Source organism: Myxococcus sp. NMCA1, assembly GCF_026810205.1.
GTDB lineage: Bacteria > Myxococcota > Myxococcia > Myxococcales > Myxococcaceae > Myxococcus > Myxococcus xanthus_A.
On sequence record NZ_CP113950.1, the window covers coordinates 7,262,705 to 7,278,970 of the forward strand.

A 16,266-nucleotide genomic window follows, 5' to 3' on the forward strand; every position below is an offset into this window, starting at 1 on the left:
CCGGGGGTCGTTTCGCACCTGGATATCCGCCTAACCCTTCTTTCCAGGGGCTTTCGACGGGCTCAGGGCCTCGGGGCCCGCCTTCTGGAGGGCCTGGACGATACGCGCCTCCGCCTGGAGCCGCTCCACGTAGTCAGGGGACAGCCCGGCCTCCTCGGCCGACAGCGCCAGGGTGACGAGGAAGGCCTCACTCACGAGCCCCTGAGCGGGCGTCGCGGGCGCCGCGGGCGTGAAGACATGGGCGCTGAGCACGGCCCCGGTGAAGGTGCGCACCTTCACCTGCCGGACCTCGGTGGCGCCCGCCATCGCAGACTCCAGGCGGACCAGCGCGTCCCAGGCGTTCGCGGGAACGCGGCGGAACATGCCGGGGAGCTTGCGGCCCGGCGCATCCACCAGCCGGGCCACCTTCCCGCCCCAGGCCGCCGACGCCACGTCGTAGACGACGTCCACGTCGAGCGCCTCGGCCAGCTCGCCCTCCAGCACGTCGGGAATGGGCGGGAGCCCCGGGAGGCGCTCGTGCGCAATCACCGGGGCCAGGTCGAGGGAGTACGCGAACCAGGAACGCGGAGCAGTGGGGCCAGCAGCCATGCCCCCAGTCTCAGCGGGCCGTGCGCCCAGGACAAGCACCTGGGCGTGAGACGGCACCGGCTACTGCGACTCCAGCAGCGCCTTCAGCTCGCGCACTCGCCGGGTGATGTAGTCCCGGTCCAGTTGACGGAAGCCCTCGGGCAGCAGCTCGCGGCTGGTGCACTCCTGCACCGCCACCAGGTTCTGCAGCTCGATTTCCAGCGGGTAGCTGGGGGGCACGAAGTCCGCGAGCACCGCGGCCAGGTCGTCCTTCGTCACCGTCTCGCGGCCCTCCGCCAGCGCGCGGAACTTCGAGCGCACCATGACGGCTTCGATGTCCGCGCCGCTGAAGGCGCGCACGCCCTCCGGAATCAGCGTGGAGAAGGAGTCGATGCCGTCCACGGACACGCCCGTCTTCTTGGACATGACCTGGAACAGCTCGTCCCGCTCCGCGTCCGTCTGCGGATAGAAGAGCGCCAGGTGCTCCTCCGCGCGCCCCTGCCGCTTGAGGTCGATGGGCAGCAGGTCCGGCCGCGCCGTCATCAGGAACCAGACAATCTTCCCGCGGTAGAACGTGTTGCCCATGAACGAGGCGATGGAGCCGAACACGCGGCTGCTCGTCCCGGAGTCCCCGCCGGAGTCGCGGTTGCCGAGGAACGTGTCCGCCTCGTCAATCATCACCGCCACCGGCCACAGGGCCTTGAGCAGGTTGAAGATCTTCTCGAGGTTCGCCTCGGTGACGCCCTGCCACTGGCTGCGGAAGTTGAGGAACTTCACCACGGGGATGCCAATCTCCCCGGCGAAGCAGCTCACCATGAACGTCTTGCCCGTGCCCACGGGGCCCGACAGCAGGTAGCCCATGGGCATGACCTCCAGGCGCCCCTTCTTCAGGGCCCCGGCGGCCTGCCGCAGCATCTGCTTGGCCTTGGCGTGTCCCGCCACCGCGTCCAGCGTGTGCACCGGCTCGATGAACTCCAGCAGGCCGTGGCACTCCGCCTGGATGATTTCGCGCTTCTTCTCCTTGAGCAGCTCGGAGGTGATGCGCACCTCGCGCTCCAGCGCCTCGGTGAGCACGCGGTCCAGGTTGATGCGGGACAGACCCGCCGTCATCTTCGCCAGGCCCGCCAGCGGCACGTCCGACACGGACTGGAGCCGCTTGCCCTCCAGCTTGTAGCGCACGTACTCCAGCCGCTCCTCCTCCGTGGGCAGGGGCAGCTCGATGGGCGCCACGTACGGGTTGCGGCTGATGCGCGGCGACACGTCCGCCAGGTTCTCCGCCAGCAGCACCACGGACACGTCGGACGCGAGGAACTGCGGGTCGTGCGCCCACTTGTCCAACGTGGCCACCACGAAGCGGTCCTCGCTGGAGAGGTGGCTCATCTCTCCGCCGGGGACGAGCGTCTCCGCGAAGTCGACGATGAGCGCCAGCGAGCGGCCCTCGCTCAGGCGCATGCGCATGAAGTTCTCCAGAATCTGGAGCGCGCGGCCCGGGTCTCTCGGCATGACCTTGGCGTAGTCGGTGCCGTACATGGCGTCGTAGCCCGCCATGGCCCGCTGCAGGTCCTTCTGCGTCTCCGGCGTCGCGGAGCGGATGCCGGACGACCGGTCATAGAAGATGACGTGGTCCCGGCCGCCGAAGAGTTCCTCGGAGAGGAACGTCTTGAGCGTGCCGAAGCCGCGGCCGCCATCCTCCAGTTGCAGGGGCTGCAAGTCCCGCACGGCCCCGTACAGCAGGAAGGCGCTGACCGTCTTCGTGTAGTACTTCCGGGCCAGTTGCTGGGCCCAGCGAGGAAGATCCGCCAGTGGATCCGCCCTGTTCACCTTGCGCACCTTGCTCACGAACTCCCGCCTCCTCTCGCTCCACCCACAGGGGAGCTGGCGCGCCCGCCCCCTGCTCGGGAGGCGGGCCTTCGGCTAACGGCAGCGCGGCTGCCGCTTGAGGGAAACGCTCGCCGTGGCCGGCTCATTGCCTGGCGCCGCGTCCGGGACGTCCACCTCGGCCTCGTTGTGGCACTTCAGCTTCAGGGTGAGCTGCCGCGCGCTGGGGGGCACCTGCACGACGGCGGGCGTGGTGGCGCCCATGTCCTTGCCGTCCACGAAGATGGTGGCACCGGCCGGCTTGGACTCCACCTTCACCGACACCCGCGTCACCGACGGCTCCAGCGTGAGCGACACCTCCACCGGTCCGCCGCCGGACACCGGAACCCGCTTGGACGCCGGCTTGTGGCCAGGCGCACTCACCTCCACCACCCACTCCGGCCCGTTGAGGGGCACGTCCTTGATGTAGGCCGCCGACTTGCCCTGCTCGCGCACCACCCGGCCATCCACCTTCACCTCGGCCGTTGCGGGCTCCGTCGTGAGCACCAACGCCGCGGTGCGCACCAGGCTCTCCAGCACCGCCTGCACGGGCGTGACGTCCTTGCCCGCGGCGACCTCCACCGTCTTCGTGAAGGTGTTGTAGCCCTCCGCGCTCACCACCACCATGACCTTGCCGGCGGGCACCTCGCGCAGGAGCGTCGCGCTGCCACCCTCCAGGGGCACCAGCTGCGTGTCCAGGCGCACCTGCAGGCGGCTGCGAACCTCCGAGGGCACGCCCTGCAGGTCCACCAGCACGTAGCCCACACCGGGCCCCGACACCGCCCAGCCGATCAGCGCCATCACGAGCACCGCGGCCGCGCCGATGCCGCCGAAGAGCACCTTCCTCGGAATGGGCGCTCGGCCACCCACGGGCGGCATCGCGCCGGTGGGCCGCTCCGGGGCGTCCACATCGTCTTCATCGTCGTACGCGGGGGCCACCGGCGCGGGCGGAGCCACGGGGGCAGGTTGCGGCAACGGGCGGGCCGCGGCCTGCGAGCCGTCGAGCACCGGCACGTCTCGAGTCATCCGCGGCAGGCCCCCACCCCGGCTCGTCCGAGGCGTGGGCCCCGAGGCGGGCGGCGGCGGCGCGTCCGCGGGCGACAGCGAGGGCACGGACATGGACGGCCGCACCACGGGGATGTTCGCGTGCGACAACCGTGGCGGGCCAACGGGCGGCGACAGGGGCGCGGGCGGCGAAATGACCGCCGTCCTGCCGCTGACGGGCTCGTCGTCCTCGTCGTGACCCGGCGTCGACGGCACCTCCAGCGGGGTGATGGCACGCCCGACGGCGGCCCCCGGCTGCGTGGTGGGCTCTGGCGTGTCCGCGAACTCGTGGTCGCTGGAGACGAGCTGCGTCGCCCCGCCCTCGTCCTCGTCGGGCGGGGGCGCGGCGGTGGCGGCCGTCAGCTTCGGCAGCGCGGCCAGCGTGGGCGAGCGGCGCACGCCCCCGGGCGGCACCGTCGGCATGGAGCCCGTCATCCGGGGCTGCGGCGCCACCGGCTGCACCACCGGCACGGGCGCCGGAGGCGGCGCGGACGGCATGATGGGGCTGTTGAAGGACGCCGCTTCCAGCGCGGCCTGCATGCCTTCGGGCGGCTTGATGTCCGCGTAGTCCAGCAGGCGCTGCTTCTCGCGCTCCACGTCCTCCGCGAACGTGGACTTCATGTACTGCGCGAGGTCCTTGCGGCTGAAGATGGTGTCGCTGGTGATGAGGAAGCGCTGCAGGTCGTCGCCCAGCTCGCTGGCGTACTGGTAGCGCTCGTCCACGTCCTTGGCCAACGCCTTGAGGACGATTCGCTCCAGCGTCTCCGGGATGCGCCGGTTGTACGTGGTGGGCGACGGCACCTCCGCCTTGCGCACCTTCTCCAGCACGCTGAAGTCGCTGTCGCCCACGAAGAGGCGCTCACCGGTCAGCATCTCGTAGAGGCACACGCCAATGGCGAACACATCCGAGCGCCGGTCCAACGGCAGGCCGCGGATCTGCTCCGGGCTCATGTAGCCGAACTTGCCCTTGAGGATGCCGGCCTGCGTCTTGGTCGCCTTGCCGGCCGCCTTCGCGATGCCGAAGTCGATGACTTTGACCTCACCCTCATAGGAGATGAGGATGTTCTGCGGCGAGATGTCGCGGTGGACGATGTTCATGTCCCGCCCCATCCCGTCCTTCTTCCGGTGGGCGTAGTCCAGGCCCTCGCACATCTTGGACACGCAGAAGGCCACCAGCGGCACCGGAGCGGGCTCCCCCTTCTTCCGGCACCGGTCGAAAATGGCCCGCATGTCCTTGCCGGGGATGTACTCCATCGAGATGAAGTAGCTGCCGACGATGTTGCCCAGCTCGTAGATGGACGCGACGTTGGCGTGGGTCAGCTGGACGCTGATCTTCGCCTCGTCGATGAACATCGAGATGAACTCGTCGTCCTCCGCGATGTTGGGGAGGATGCGCTTGATGGCGACGAGCCGCTCGAAGCCGCTCGCGCCGAACTGCTTCCCGCGCCACACCTCCGCCATGCCGCCAATGTTGATGCGGTCCAGAAGGAGGTACTTCCCAAACGGGATGGGCTGCCGCTTCGGTTGAGTGGTCGTCACGTGGGGGAGGGTCCGTTCTCGGCGAGCCTATCGACCGGGGCTCCAAGGGGTCAACCTCGTGAAAGCCCCGCCCAAACTGACCAGGCAGGCAAGCGGCGGATCAGGGCCCCGCCCGAGGAGAACCCGCGTCCGTGTCACCGGCGGGTGACGGTGGGGCAGCAAGGCTGTCGCGGAATGCGGCTCCTGGCTCTGCCTCATCGGGTGGAACGGGGCGAACCAGCAGGAAGCGCGCCTCGCCCGCGACGGACACGACGGCCGGCGGGCCGAAGCGCTCCTCCGCGGGGAGGCCCACCATCGTCACCCAGGCGCCCTGCCGCTCTGGCGCTACGCAGTAGAGAATCGTCCCGGCACGCACGCCGGGTGCATCTCGCACGGGCCCCTCGCAGTCCTTTCTGACCTGGAGGGTGTACGCCGGGAGTGGCTCCCCCCGCACGAGGTACGGCGGCCGGCCCAGTTCCTCCAGCAGGGACTGGAGGAGGCGCGGGTCATCCGGTACCTCCAGCGCGGAGGTACGTTCCTGCGCCGATTGGTGGAAGCGCTGGAGCGCCATGGACGCGATGTCCGTGGACGTCAGCGGCGTGCGGCTCTCCGACAGCACGAGGTCCACGAAGAGCGCGCCCACCAGGACGATGGGCAGCAGCCGGTAGCCCTTGAAGCCCTCCTCCTTGCGCTGGAGCAGGCCCATGACGAACGCGAGCGCGGCCACCGCGGCCACGGCCAGCACCACGGCGGGCCGCTCCAGGGAGGGAACCGTCATGAAGGCGGACACGTCCGCGGTGCGGGCGCGCACGGCGTCGGAGAGGTCGCCTCCGTAAATCCAGGCGATGGCCATCAAGCTCAGCGCGTTGCCGAGCAGCGTCTTGCGAGAAGGAAGTGTCATCCGGCGAGCGTGCGTGCGGGGTCGGTGGCGGCGGCGCGGCGGCTGGGGAAGTACGCGCCCGCGAGCGCGGCGACGAGACCCAGGACGACACCGCCGACCACCACCGGCCAGGGGAAGGAGAAGAAGCTGTCGGGCTTGAAGGGGAAGTTGGGCAGGTAGCCCGCCGCCAGGCGGTTGACGCCCAGGGCCATCAGCAGCGCGGCGATGGTTCCCGCGGCGCCGCCCGCGAGCCCCACCACGGCGGCCTCGGCCAGGACGATGGCGCGGATGTCCGCGCGCGAGGCCCCCACCGCCTGCATGACGCCAATCTCCTTGGCGCGCGCCCGGACGGAGGCGGACAGCGCGTGGGCGATGTTCACCGCCGCGAGGATGCAGATGAGCAGGGACAGCAGCGCCAACGCGGACGTGGTGAGCGCCACGGCCGCGCCCGAGTTCTCCGCCATCCGGCGCTCCTGGTCGTCGATTTCCAGCCCCATGCCCTTCACCGCGTCCACGATGACAGGCACCTGCGACGGGTCCGTGGCGACCAACGTGACGCCGGAGTAGTTCTCCGCGTCCACGCCGAACGCGCGGTTGAGGCGGATGGCCGCGTCCAGCGGAATGGTGATGCCGGCCAGCAGCGCCCGGTCGGACGCCCCCACCACCTGCGCCTGCCCGGGCTGCGTGGGCCCCGACGCGGACGCCGCGGCCACGTAGGAGCGGTTGAACTCCACCGGGAAGCCGAAGCCCACCAGCATGTTGGCGGAGAGCTGGGGCAGCTTGCGCGCCGGGGCGAACGTTTTGTTGTACAGCTCCAGAAGCCGCGTGGACACGAGCGCCGGAATCGGCTGCCCCTCCCCCGCGTCCTTGAACTCGCCCATCTGCACGTCGCCCTGCACCAGCGCCGGCTCCACGCCCAGGGCCAGCACCTCCATGCCCATGCGGAGCCTGGTGCCGAAGAAGACGCCGTCGTAGCGCGTCACCGCGGGCACGCGCACGTTCATCTTCCGGTAGGCGGCCTCCACGCCGGGCAGCTCGCGCAGGCGCTCCACCGTGGGCGCGTCCAGCTTGCCACCGCCCAGCAGCGAGCCCAGCGACACCGCCGGAGGCACCACGTCCACCAGCCGCGCGTCCGTGGGGAAGACCTTCTCCCGGATGACGTGGCCAACGCCCAGGCCCAGGCCCACGAAGAACACCAGCGCGCCCACGCCCATGGCCACGCCGAAGGCGGAGAAGAAGGCCCCCTTGCGCTCGCGGGCGAGGCTCAGCCGGACCAGCCGGGACAGGGCGTCCAGCCTCATGGCGAACCTCCCGTGGCCACCTGAAGTCCCGCGCGCTCCTCCACGAGCTGCCCGTCCTTGAGCCGCAGCACGCGTCCGGCCGCCGCGCTCATCCGTTCCTCATGGGTGACGCACAACACGGTGAGCCCTTCGCGGTGCAGCTCCTGGAACAAGGCGATGACGCCCGTGCCCGTGGCCGCGTCCAGGTTGCCCGTGGGCTCGTCGCACAGCAGCAGGCGGGGCTTGCCGAACAGGGCGCGGGCAATGGCCACGCGCTGCCGCTCGCCGCCGGACAGGCGCACCGGCGCGCGGTCCTTCTTCGCGCCCAGGCCCACGCGCTCCAGCAGCGCCTCCGCGCGCTTGCGGGCATCCGGGGGCGCCGCGCCGAAGTGCGACGGCAACAGCACGTTCTCCACCGCGGAGAGGTTGGGGATGAGGTGGAAGGACTGGAAGACGAAGCCCACGTGCGTGTTGCGGAAGTGCGCCAGGGCCTTGTCGCCCAGGCCTCGCAGCTTCACGCCGCCCACGCGGATGTCGCCGCGGTAGTCGACGTCCAGGCCGCCCAGCAGGTGGAGCAGCGTGGACTTCCCGCTGCCGGACGAGCCCACCACCGCGACGAACTCCCCTTCCGCCACGTCCAGCGACATGCCGTCGAGCACGCGCACCTGGGTGCCGTCGCCGTCCACGTACGTCTTCACGACGTCCCGGGTTTGAATCACGGCGCGGCCGACGGGCTGGAGGTGGCGGCGGAGGGCGCCAGGCGCAGGGACAGCTCCGCCTGGAGCGCCTTCTCCTTGCGGGACACGGCCAGCGTCACGGCGCGCAGGTCATCCACGGCCTCCAGCCAGCGCACGGTGGTGGCCTTGATGGCGAAGCCGCCAATGCCCCAGGCCTCCGACGGCAGGTTCTTCACCGCGTCCGACAGGCGCCGCAAATCCAGCACCGCGCTGAAGGCCGCGTCCTTGCCAGCGTCCTTCAGGTCCGCGGCCACCGGCCCGTCGCCCGAGGGCTTCGCGAGCGAGGCCAGCGTGGACTCCAGCCGCGCCTTGGGCGAGGCCACCACCAGCCGGCCGTTGGGCGCGAGCGCGAAGTGCGCGCCTTCGCCCGCGCGGTAGGACGTGAGGTACACGCGCTGACCGCTCAGCTCCGACGCCTCCACCTTCGCGCCGAAGTTCTCCGCGATGCGCGGCAGCTGCTCCAGCGTGGACTGCATCTTCGGAGCGTCCCCGGCGTCCGCGAGCGCCACCAGGTGGACGAAGCGGAAGGGGTTGGTGCGGCGCAAATCCAGCACCGGCATGCCCGCGCCCAGATTCACGGTGGGCGACAGGGACAGGCCCAGCACCGTGCCCGGCTTGAGGTTGTCGAGCAGCTCGGCCTTCACGTTGAGGCCGCTGTTCTGCACCGCCCGGGTCAGGTAGCCGCCGGCCAGATAGGGCCACACGCCATCGAGGTGCGACGCGTCCCCGCGGAACTGGGCCACCAGGAAGCTGTCGGCGGGCAGCGAGGTGAGGAGCGTGCTCGCGGAGGGCGCCACCGCGTCCAGCGCCGCCAGGGACGCCTGGGTATCCGGCCAGGGAGCGTCCGCGTTCAGCGTCACCGCGCCGTCCTCGATGCGGCCCGTGAGCGTGACGCCCTGGACGGTGCCCGGCGGCACGAGCCCGGCGCCGCCCGGGAGCCAGACGTGGAAGTCGCGCTGGGCCGGGAGCCGTTGCAGCGACGCCGCCATCACCGGCTCCTTCGCGAGCGAGCGCTCCTCCGGCTGCGTTGCCAGCGTCCCCAGCGTGGCGGCGGTGGGCCCCGCGCCGAGCAGCGCGAAGCGCGTCCCCTTCACGAAGAAGATGCCCAGCGCGGGCGAGGCGCTGCCCGGACGGCTGAAGGTGACCAGGTCACCCCCGTCCACGGAGGACTGCTTCTTGTCGGACGCGCCCAGGCGGCTGCGCGCGAAGTTGCCGAACGTCTCCTCGAGCTTGCCCGCGTCCTTGACGCCCACCACGGAGATGGCGCGGTTGCCGCCGAGGAACGCCGCGCCCGCGCCGAGCTCCGGCGCGATGCCGGCCGTCTCGAGCGCCTGCCGGCTGCGCAGGTCCACGCCAATCTGGCGCATCACCGCGGAGACGTAGCCTTCCGCGGTGGAGAAGTTCTGGAGCTGCGCGGCGAACGAGGCGGCCTTCAGCTTCTGGAAGCGGGCGAGCTTCTCCCCCAGCGCTCCCAGGTCATGGATGACCACGGCGGCCTGCGCGTCGCGCGGCAGGTAGCGGGCCACCCCCACGGTCGCGGCCGGGGCGGCGGGGTCCACGTCCTTGCCACAACGGGAGCAGCCCGCGACGGCGAGCACGAGGAGGAGGGACGGAAGCCAGACTCGGCGGAGCATGCGGGCACCTCAGGCTGCCTGGGGCGGAGAGTCAACCGATTCGTGGAGGCCCCAGAGCCAGTCCGGGAGCCCGGAGGATGGGCAGGCGACGGCCAGTAGACGGCCCCCGGCCCTGGAGCTTCAACGCACCCGGCTGCCGTGGGGCAGCGGGCCCCGCGTCTCCTCGGAGAACTCGAGGAACTGCTCCATCTGCCGCACGGACTCCTCGGTGGCCTCCGCCTCCGCGCTCAGCATGGTGAGCTGGCGGTTGACGACCTCCGGGTCGCGGATGGCCACGGATTGCTCGTGCGTCAGCCGCATCAGGTCCTCGATGCCCGCCAGCTGGTGGCTCACCACCTCGCGGCTCTCACCGGCCTGTTCGAAGCGCGCCAGCCGCTTGCGGAGGATGTCCACACGGTTCTGCTTCACGTCCTTCAGCCGCGGGTTCGTCTCCCGCGCCACGTCCGCCTCCAGCTCCGCCACCTCGCGCTGCAGGTGCTCGCGGTCGGAGCTGTTCAGGTACGTGCGGTACTGGTTCAGCGTGGAGATGAGCCGCAGGAAGGACGTCAGCAGCGCATCCAACCGGGGCTCGCTGTCCGCCTCCAGCACCTTGCCACCTGGCAGCTTCCGGTAGTTGGCGAGAATCTTCTCCTTCAGCCCGACGAGCTGCTGGTAGTGCTCGCGCTGAGAGGGCGCCAGGTCCGCCTGGAGCGCGTCCAGCGCCTTGCGCGCCGCTTCCGGGTCGTCGAGCGTGTTCGCCCGCACCGCCCGCTGGAAGCGCTTCATGGACGACATGACGCCCAGGTAGAGGCCTTCCAGGCCCAGGGCCACCAGCATGGGCAGCGGCTCGCCCGTCATGGCCGCCGAGGCAGCCGCCGTGCCCAGCCCCACCAGGTTGGCGGGCATCATGAAGGCGGCCTTGATGTAGTTCGGCGACTTCGCCACGTCCGTCCTCCAGCGTCAGGGGCCGCGAGCCTCCGACACGTACTTCAAGGCCCCCAAATCCTTCGTGTCCTCCGCGGGAGGCACCGGAGGCCCTTGCTTCAACTTCTGGAAGAGCGCCGCCGCGCTCTGGAAGAGCTCGTCATAGGTGACGGGCGCCTCGCCGGAAAGCCCGAAGAAGGCCCGATTGTCCGCCAGCGTGGCCGGCGGCGCGCTGCGGATGGCTTCAATGGGGTCGCCCAAGTACGGCGCCACCTCCCCCAGCATCCGGGCCCCCGCCGTCGGGTCCTTCAAGACACTCTGCCCCGCGTCCAGGAGCCCCCGCAGCACCCGCCGCACGGCATCCGGGTAGCGCGCGGCGAAGTCCCCCCTGGCCACCAGCACCGTGGCCACCAGGTGCGGCGCATCCGCCGTCGTCGCCAGCACCGCGCCTCCCCGGTCCCGAGCCGCCAGCTCCACGTCACCCCACAGCCCCACCACGGCGTCCGCCCGGCCCTCGCGCAGCGCCCGTCCCGCATCCAAGGTGGTGGGTAACTCCACCCAGCGCACGTCCGTGATGCGCAGCCCCGCGCGCGACAGCAACCACAGCGCGAAGTAGTGCGACGAGCCATACGGATACACGCCCAATCGCTTGCCACGCAAGGAGGCGAGGTCCGGCACACCCACCGCGGCCAGGGCCTCCTGCCCCCGGCTGCGCCCCACCAGCAGCAGCGTGCGAGGCGCCGCGTCCCGCAGCAACGGCGCCCACGCGGCCAGCCGGTCCACGGACAGGGTGGCCATGTCCACGCCGCCGTTCTCCGCGCCAATGGACAGCGCGTGGCGCAGGTCCTCTTCCTTGGCGAAGAGCACCGCCCGCGCGTCCAGCGCATAGGCCGTCTTCAGCAGCCCCTGCGCCGCGCCGGGCGGAGGCACCGGGTTGTCCAGGGTGGTGGCCCCACCCGTCGCCACCAGCAGGCCCGCGGAGGCACCGCGCGGGCTGAAGCCGATGAGCACCGGCCGCAGGGGCACGGAGGCCACGTCCGCCACCGGGGCCGCCACGCCGGCCGGGAAGTCTCCCGGCGACAGGCGAACCGCCTCACGCGTGGACGGGAAGTACCGCTCCTGCAAGCGGTCCAGGTACCCCATGCGCGACGCGAGCGCATAGCTCGCGCCGAGCACACAGAGGAACAGGAAGAGGAAGAGACCTGGACCGCGGTGGAGCTTCATTCAAGGCGGACTACTCGACGCCGACCTTCTTGCCGATGGTCTTCTCCGGACCGCTGCCCACCTCGGACACCGGCGCCGGGCTGCTGACGAGCCCCATCTCCATCTTGAACTGCTTCACCAGCTCGTTGGCCTGGATCTTCTCGGCCTCTTCCTCGATGGACGCCGCGGTGTGGTCCACCGACTCGAGGGCCATCTGCATGCGGGCCTCGTTGATGGCGGACTTCTCCTGCACCTTGCGCAGCATCTCATCGTGGGTCGAGTCGATGCCCGCCACGGTGAAGGACTCCATCGTGTCGGCCACCTTGGCCTGCCACTTGGCGCGGCGCGCCTCGCGGATGGCGTTCATGGCCTCCTGCGTCTTGCGCTCCTTCTCGCGCATGAACGCCTTCTTCACCGACAGGGCCTTCTCGTACGCCTGGCGGGCCGTGGCCAACTGCTGCTCGTTACGGCCCAGCGCGTCCTTCTCAATCTGGAGCTTGGAGGCGTACTGCGCGGCCAGGTCGTCACGGCCCGCCTGGATGGCGGCCTTCACCTTGGCCGTCAGCGAGCGCACGTCGTCCTGGTACTTGGCGTTCTCCTTCTCCAGCAGCGTCACGTTCGCCCGGACCATGGCGATGGACTCGTTCATCTTCGGGACCTGGTCGTTCAGGTCACGGACGTTCTGCTCGAGAATCAGCTCAGGGTCCTCGATGGAGGAGACGAAGAACCCGGCGAAGCTACGCATTGCTCTCTTGAATCGTTGCCACATATCGGCGGTCTACCTCCGTCCAGACCTACTTGCAGCCACCTTACACGATCCCCGGGGCGAGCAAGCAGACACAGTCCCAATGTCTTCTCAGTGCTTACGCGCTTCTACCTAAGGCGATTGCGGCGAATCCAAAAGCGTGACGTGACCGTTCTCCGTCGGAAAATGGAGCCCGTCCGCGCTACGCCCGCCCGTCCGTCCGCTTCCGCACGATAGGCGGCAGGGCTTGCAAGCAACGAAGGAAGCAGGGAAAACCCACGCCTCGTGACGTCTCCGCCTCCCGTGCCCGGCCCGCTCGAAGAGACGATGTCCCGGGCCATGGACGCCCAGCGGAGGAGCGTCGTCGGGGCGGGCGCGGCGGTGCGGCTCGTCGGCGCGGCCCTGTTCCTGGCCATCAGCACCACGCTGTGGCTGGCCGGAGGCCGGGACTGGGGCGTGTACCCACCCGCGCTGGGGCTCTACGCCGCGGTCGCCGGCGTGCTGTTCATGCTCCGCCAGCGGCGCGTGGCCCGGGGCCTGGGCGCGGTGCAGTCCCTGGTGGACGTGGGGCTCGTGTACTGGCTTCAGTCCACGACCCTGCCCGTCTCGCCCTTTCCCGCGGGTGTGGCGGGCTTCAGCCTGGGCTTGTTCACGCTCGTCGTCGCCCTGAGCGGGCTGGGCATGCGAGGCACCGTCGTCTACGGCACCGCGCTGTTGTCCGCCATGGCCCAGGCGACGCTCATGCGGCAGGTGGACGTGGGCTGGGGCGCGGTGGCCATCGCCGTGGTGGCGCTGGTGCTGGTGGCCGTGGTGAGCCACTACGGCACCGGGCGGCTGCGCAACCTGGCGGTGACGCTCTCCCACCTGGAAGTGGACCGGGCGCTGGAGGCCCGCCGCTTCCAGGAAGTGGAGGAGGCGCGCCGCACGATTGAGCGCATGCTGGCGGACGCCCAGGCACAGAACGCCGAACTGCAGCGGCTTCAACGGGACAAGGAACAGCTGACCGAGTTCCTGGTCCACGACCTGCGCTCGCCCCTGTCGGCGCTGATGCTGTCCTTGTCGTGGATGGAGCAGGAGGTGCCCCAGCAGGGCATCCTCGGCGAGTCCGTCCGCACGGGACTGGCCGTCACCGCGCGGTTGGACCGGATGATTTCCGACCTCCTGGACGTGCCCCGTCTGGAGGAAGGCCGGCTGGAGCCGCAGCGGGCCACCTTCCCCGCCACGCGCATCGTGGAAGACGTGCGCCGCTCTCTGGAGGGCGTGGCCCGCGCGCGCAAGCTCACCCTGGACGCGGAGGTCCCCGTCCAACTGGAGCTGGAGGGCGACGCCGACCTGCTGGTCCGCGTCCTGGAGAACCTCACCACCAATGCCCTGCGCTACGCCCCGTCGGGCGGGAGGGTGCGCCTGGAAGCCGGCGCGGATGTGGACGGCCGCTGGCTCGCGGTGCGCAACGACGGCCCGCCCATCTCCGAAGAGGCGCGCGGGCGCATCTTCGACAAGTACGGGCAGGCCGACGCGGAGCGGGACAGCCGCCGTGGCTACGGCCTGGGGCTCTACTTCTGCCGGCTCGCCGCGGAGGCCCACGGCGGGCGGTTGGCGGTGGAGGACGCGCCCGGCTGGTCCACGTCCTTCGTGCTGCGGCTGCCGGCCTGAGCCTCAGCCGCTGCGCGCCTTCTTCTGGCGGCGCTTGAGGATGCGCGCAACCTGCGCGTTCGCGTTCGCCAGGACGGAGGGCGCGTCCAACGTGGTGAGCACCCCATCGCGCAGCACCGGCTGGCCGTCGATGAAGACGTGCGTCACGTCGCTGCCCCGCGCGGAGTGCACCAGCGGCACCAGCACGTCCTCGGGCGTGGGGCCCGCGTGCAAGCCACTGACGTCCACCACGGTGATGTCGGCGCGCTTGCCGGGCTCCAGCGAGCCCACCTCATCCTCCAGGCCCAGCGCCCGGGCGCCGTGCAGCGTGGCCATCTCCAGCACGCGCATGGGCGTCATCGCGCACGGCCCCACGCGCGGGTTGTGCATCACCGCGGCGAGCTTCATCTCGTAGAAGATGTCGAGCGTGTTGTTGCAGGGCGCGCCGTCCGCGCCCAGCGCCACCGCCACGCCGGCCTCCAGCAGCTCCGGCACCTTGGCGATGCCCGACGCCAGCTTGAGGTTGGAGCCGGGGCAGTGGCACACCACCGTGCGGGTGTCGCGCAGGATGTCCTGCTCCTCCTGGGACAGCCACACGCAGTGGGCCATCGTCACATGCGGGCCGGACATCCCCACCGTGTGGAAGAAGGCCACGTTGTCCTCGCCACCGGTGTACTGGCGGACCGCGTCCGTCTCCTTCGCGTTCTCACTGGCGTGGGTGTGGATGCGCAGGCCGTGCTCCTTGGCCAGTCGCGCCACCTCGCGCAACAGCTCCGGGGTGCAGGACAGCACGAAGCGCGGGGCGAAGGCGTAGCGCAGCCGGCCGTCGTGCGTGCCGTGCCAGCGCTCCTTCAGCGCCAGGCTCTCCCGCAGCGACTCCTCGGTGCTCTCGCGCAGGCCCGCGGGCACGCCCGCGCCCGCGTCCATCATCGCCTTGCCGCCCACCAGCCGGAAGCCGGAGTCCCGCGCCGACTCGAAGACGGCGTCGTAGTGGTACACGCTGCCCATATCGAGCGCCGCCGTGGCGCCCGAGCGGATGAGCTCCGCGAAGGTCAGGTCCGCCGAGGCCCGCATGGACGCGGCGTCGTGCGAGGCCTCGAAGGGCCAGATGCGCTCGCGGAGCCAGTCCAGCAGCTCCAGCCCGTCCGCGCGGCCACGGAAGAGCGTCTGACAGGCGTGGAGGTGGCCGTGGATGAGGCCCGGAAGCACCACCTTTCCCGTCACGTCCACCACCCGCCGGGTGCCGCGAGGCTTGAGGCCCCGGCCCACCTTGGCGATGCGGCCATCCTGGACGAGGACGTCCGCATCCACGAGCACCTCGCGCTCGCGGTTCATCGTTACAACCGTGCCACCAGTCAGGAGCAAATCCACGGCGTGCTCAGGCTCTCTCGCTAGAAGAAGTCTTTGGTGAAGGCATGCGGCAGCAGGCCTCCCAGGGTGTAGCGCGCCTCTCCGCCCTTCGGCGTCCGGCTGCGCACGGGCAGCTCCTGCCCGCCAAACTCGGCCATGACCTGCCGGCACATGCCGCACGGAGGACAGGGCTCGGGGGTGTCCACGACGATGGCCACGGCCACCGGCTGGGTGTGCCCCTGGGCCACGCCCGCTGCGAAGGCATTGCGCTCCGCGCAGACGGTGAGCCCGTAGGTGGCGTTCTCCACGTTGCAGCCGGCCACCACGGCGCCGTCCGCATAGAGGACGGCGGCCCCTACGGGGAACCGCGAATAGGGCACGTGGGCGCGCGCTCGCACGCGCGCGGCTTCCTCGAACAGGCGCTCCCAGGGAATCTCGTCCACCATGACGCCCTCCTACACAAAGCCGGATTGAGGTCCGTTACGAGCGGGCCGTGCCGCTCTGCACATCATCCAGGTGGCGCGCGATGGCCAGCTCGGACTCCACCGGCAGGTCCACGAAGCGGACCCGCGCCGCCGGACCGTTGGCGCCCGGGGCGACCTGGAGCACCTCGCCCTTCGCTTCCACCTCATCGGGAAGGATGGGCAGCCGGAAGCGCACTTCCACGCGCGTCCCCTGCTCCCAACCGGAGCCCTGCCAGGCGCAGCCGCCCAGGGACAGGTCCCCCTCATGCTGCTCGAAGTCCCCCGAGCTGCCTTCCCGGCGCACCTTCAGGCGCATGGGGACCCGGGGCGAATCCCGTCGGTCCTCGGCCTTGTCGCTCATCGAGTCGTTCCTCTCGGCCATCGCCGTTACCTCCCTGCCGCTCATGCTCGCGCCACCGCCAGTCATTGAAAACCCACGTGGGTCCTGGCCC

Annotated in this window: 14 protein-coding genes; 1 reads left to right on the top strand and 13 read right to left on the bottom strand. The window is 70.7% G+C overall.

What is annotated here, in order from left to right; translation table 11 throughout:
- Positions 1–30 precede the first annotated feature (30 nt).
- The 10 genes from OZ403_RS29980 to OZ403_RS30025 form a co-directional block, all read right to left on the bottom strand.
- Complete coding sequence (locus OZ403_RS29980; protein ID WP_174260101.1) at positions 31–588, bottom strand: gamma-glutamylcyclotransferase; 558 nt, start codon at positions 586–588, stop codon at positions 31–33.
- A gap of 60 nt (positions 589–648) precedes the next feature.
- Complete coding sequence (locus OZ403_RS29985) at positions 649–2,406, bottom strand: ATP-binding protein (protein WP_140794712.1); 1,758 nt, start codon at positions 2,404–2,406, stop codon at positions 649–651.
- A 75-nt stretch (positions 2,407–2,481) separates the two neighbouring features.
- Complete coding sequence (locus OZ403_RS29990; protein ID WP_268782384.1) at positions 2,482–5,007, bottom strand: serine/threonine-protein kinase; 2,526 nt, start codon at positions 5,005–5,007, stop codon at positions 2,482–2,484.
- A 100-nt stretch (positions 5,008–5,107) separates the two neighbouring features.
- Positions 5,108–5,887: a hypothetical protein gene (locus OZ403_RS29995; protein WP_140794714.1), complete on the bottom strand. Its 780-nt coding sequence runs from the start codon at positions 5,885–5,887 to the stop codon at positions 5,108–5,110.
- Positions 5,884–7,167, bottom strand: coding sequence for an FtsX-like permease family protein (locus tag OZ403_RS30000; protein ID WP_140794715.1), 1,284 nt, complete (start codon positions 7,165–7,167; stop codon positions 5,884–5,886). Before OZ403_RS30000 ends, OZ403_RS29995 begins: the two co-directional genes overlap by 4 nt.
- On the bottom strand, positions 7,164–7,865 hold the full coding sequence (locus OZ403_RS30005; RefSeq protein WP_140794716.1) for an ABC transporter ATP-binding protein: 702 nt from the start codon (positions 7,863–7,865) through the stop codon (positions 7,164–7,166). Before OZ403_RS30005 ends, OZ403_RS30000 begins: the two co-directional genes overlap by 4 nt.
- Complete coding sequence (locus OZ403_RS30010) at positions 7,862–9,517, bottom strand: hypothetical protein (RefSeq protein WP_140856631.1); 1,656 nt, start codon at positions 9,515–9,517, stop codon at positions 7,862–7,864. The genes OZ403_RS30005 and OZ403_RS30010 overlap by 4 nt, the downstream gene beginning before the upstream one ends.
- Positions 9,518–9,637: 120 nt before the next feature.
- Complete coding sequence (locus OZ403_RS30015; protein WP_140794718.1) at positions 9,638–10,441, bottom strand: hypothetical protein; 804 nt, start codon at positions 10,439–10,441, stop codon at positions 9,638–9,640.
- 15 nt (positions 10,442–10,456) lie between these two features.
- Positions 10,457–11,644, bottom strand: a complete 1,188-nt coding sequence (locus tag OZ403_RS30020; protein WP_140856633.1) for an ABC transporter substrate-binding protein — start codon at positions 11,642–11,644, stop codon at positions 10,457–10,459.
- Positions 11,645–11,654: 10 nt separating this feature from the next.
- Entirely contained in the window at positions 11,655–12,392 is a 738-nt protein-coding gene (locus OZ403_RS30025; RefSeq protein WP_140794720.1) for a PspA/IM30 family protein, read from the bottom strand.
- Positions 12,393–12,653: 261 nt separating this feature from the next.
- On the opposite strand from OZ403_RS30025, the gene OZ403_RS30030 reads away from it, so the two are divergent.
- Entirely contained in the window at positions 12,654–14,021 is a 1,368-nt protein-coding gene (locus tag OZ403_RS30030; RefSeq protein ID WP_140794721.1) for a sensor histidine kinase, read from the top strand.
- A gap of 3 nt (positions 14,022–14,024) precedes the next feature.
- Here OZ403_RS30030 and OZ403_RS30035 read toward each other — a convergent pair whose 3' ends face one another.
- From OZ403_RS30035 to OZ403_RS30045, 3 genes are read right to left on the bottom strand one after another with little or no spacing between them, the layout of a single operon-like run.
- On the bottom strand, positions 14,025–15,371 hold the full coding sequence (locus tag OZ403_RS30035; RefSeq protein ID WP_140794722.1) for a 5'-deoxyadenosine deaminase: 1,347 nt from the start codon (positions 15,369–15,371) through the stop codon (positions 14,025–14,027).
- 20 nt (positions 15,372–15,391) lie between these two features.
- A complete protein-coding gene (locus OZ403_RS30040) occupies positions 15,392–15,796 on the bottom strand; it encodes a cytidine deaminase (RefSeq protein ID WP_140794723.1) in 405 nt (134 codons plus the stop codon).
- Between the two features lie 34 nt (positions 15,797–15,830).
- Positions 15,831–16,196: a TIGR02266 family protein gene (locus OZ403_RS30045; protein WP_237077551.1), complete on the bottom strand. Its 366-nt coding sequence runs from the start codon at positions 16,194–16,196 to the stop codon at positions 15,831–15,833.
- Positions 16,197–16,266: the final 70 nt, after the last annotated feature.

Excerpts from the sequence above, each read along its gene's own strand:
- OZ403_RS30000 (WP_140794715.1), bottom strand. The coding sequence starts at position 7,167 with ATGAGGCTGGACGCCCTGTCCCGGCTGGTCCGGCTGAGCCTCGCCCGC.
- OZ403_RS30025 (WP_140794720.1), bottom strand. The coding sequence starts at position 12,392 with ATGTGGCAACGATTCAAGAGAGCAATGCGTAGCTTCGCCGGGTTCTTC.
- OZ403_RS29980 (WP_174260101.1), bottom strand. The coding sequence starts at position 588 with ATGGCTGCTGGCCCCACTGCTCCGCGTTCCTGGTTCGCGTACTCCCTC.
- OZ403_RS30045 (WP_237077551.1), bottom strand. The coding sequence starts at position 16,196 with ATGGCCGAGAGGAACGACTCGATGAGCGACAAGGCCGAGGACCGACGG.
- OZ403_RS30040 (WP_140794723.1), bottom strand. The coding sequence starts at position 15,796 with ATGGTGGACGAGATTCCCTGGGAGCGCCTGTTCGAGGAAGCCGCGCGC.
- OZ403_RS30010 (WP_140856631.1), bottom strand. The coding sequence starts at position 9,517 with ATGCTCCGCCGAGTCTGGCTTCCGTCCCTCCTCCTCGTGCTCGCCGTC.
- OZ403_RS30020 (WP_140856633.1), bottom strand. The coding sequence starts at position 11,644 with ATGAAGCTCCACCGCGGTCCAGGTCTCTTCCTCTTCCTGTTCCTCTGT.
- OZ403_RS29995 (WP_140794714.1), bottom strand. The coding sequence starts at position 5,887 with ATGACACTTCCTTCTCGCAAGACGCTGCTCGGCAACGCGCTGAGCTTG.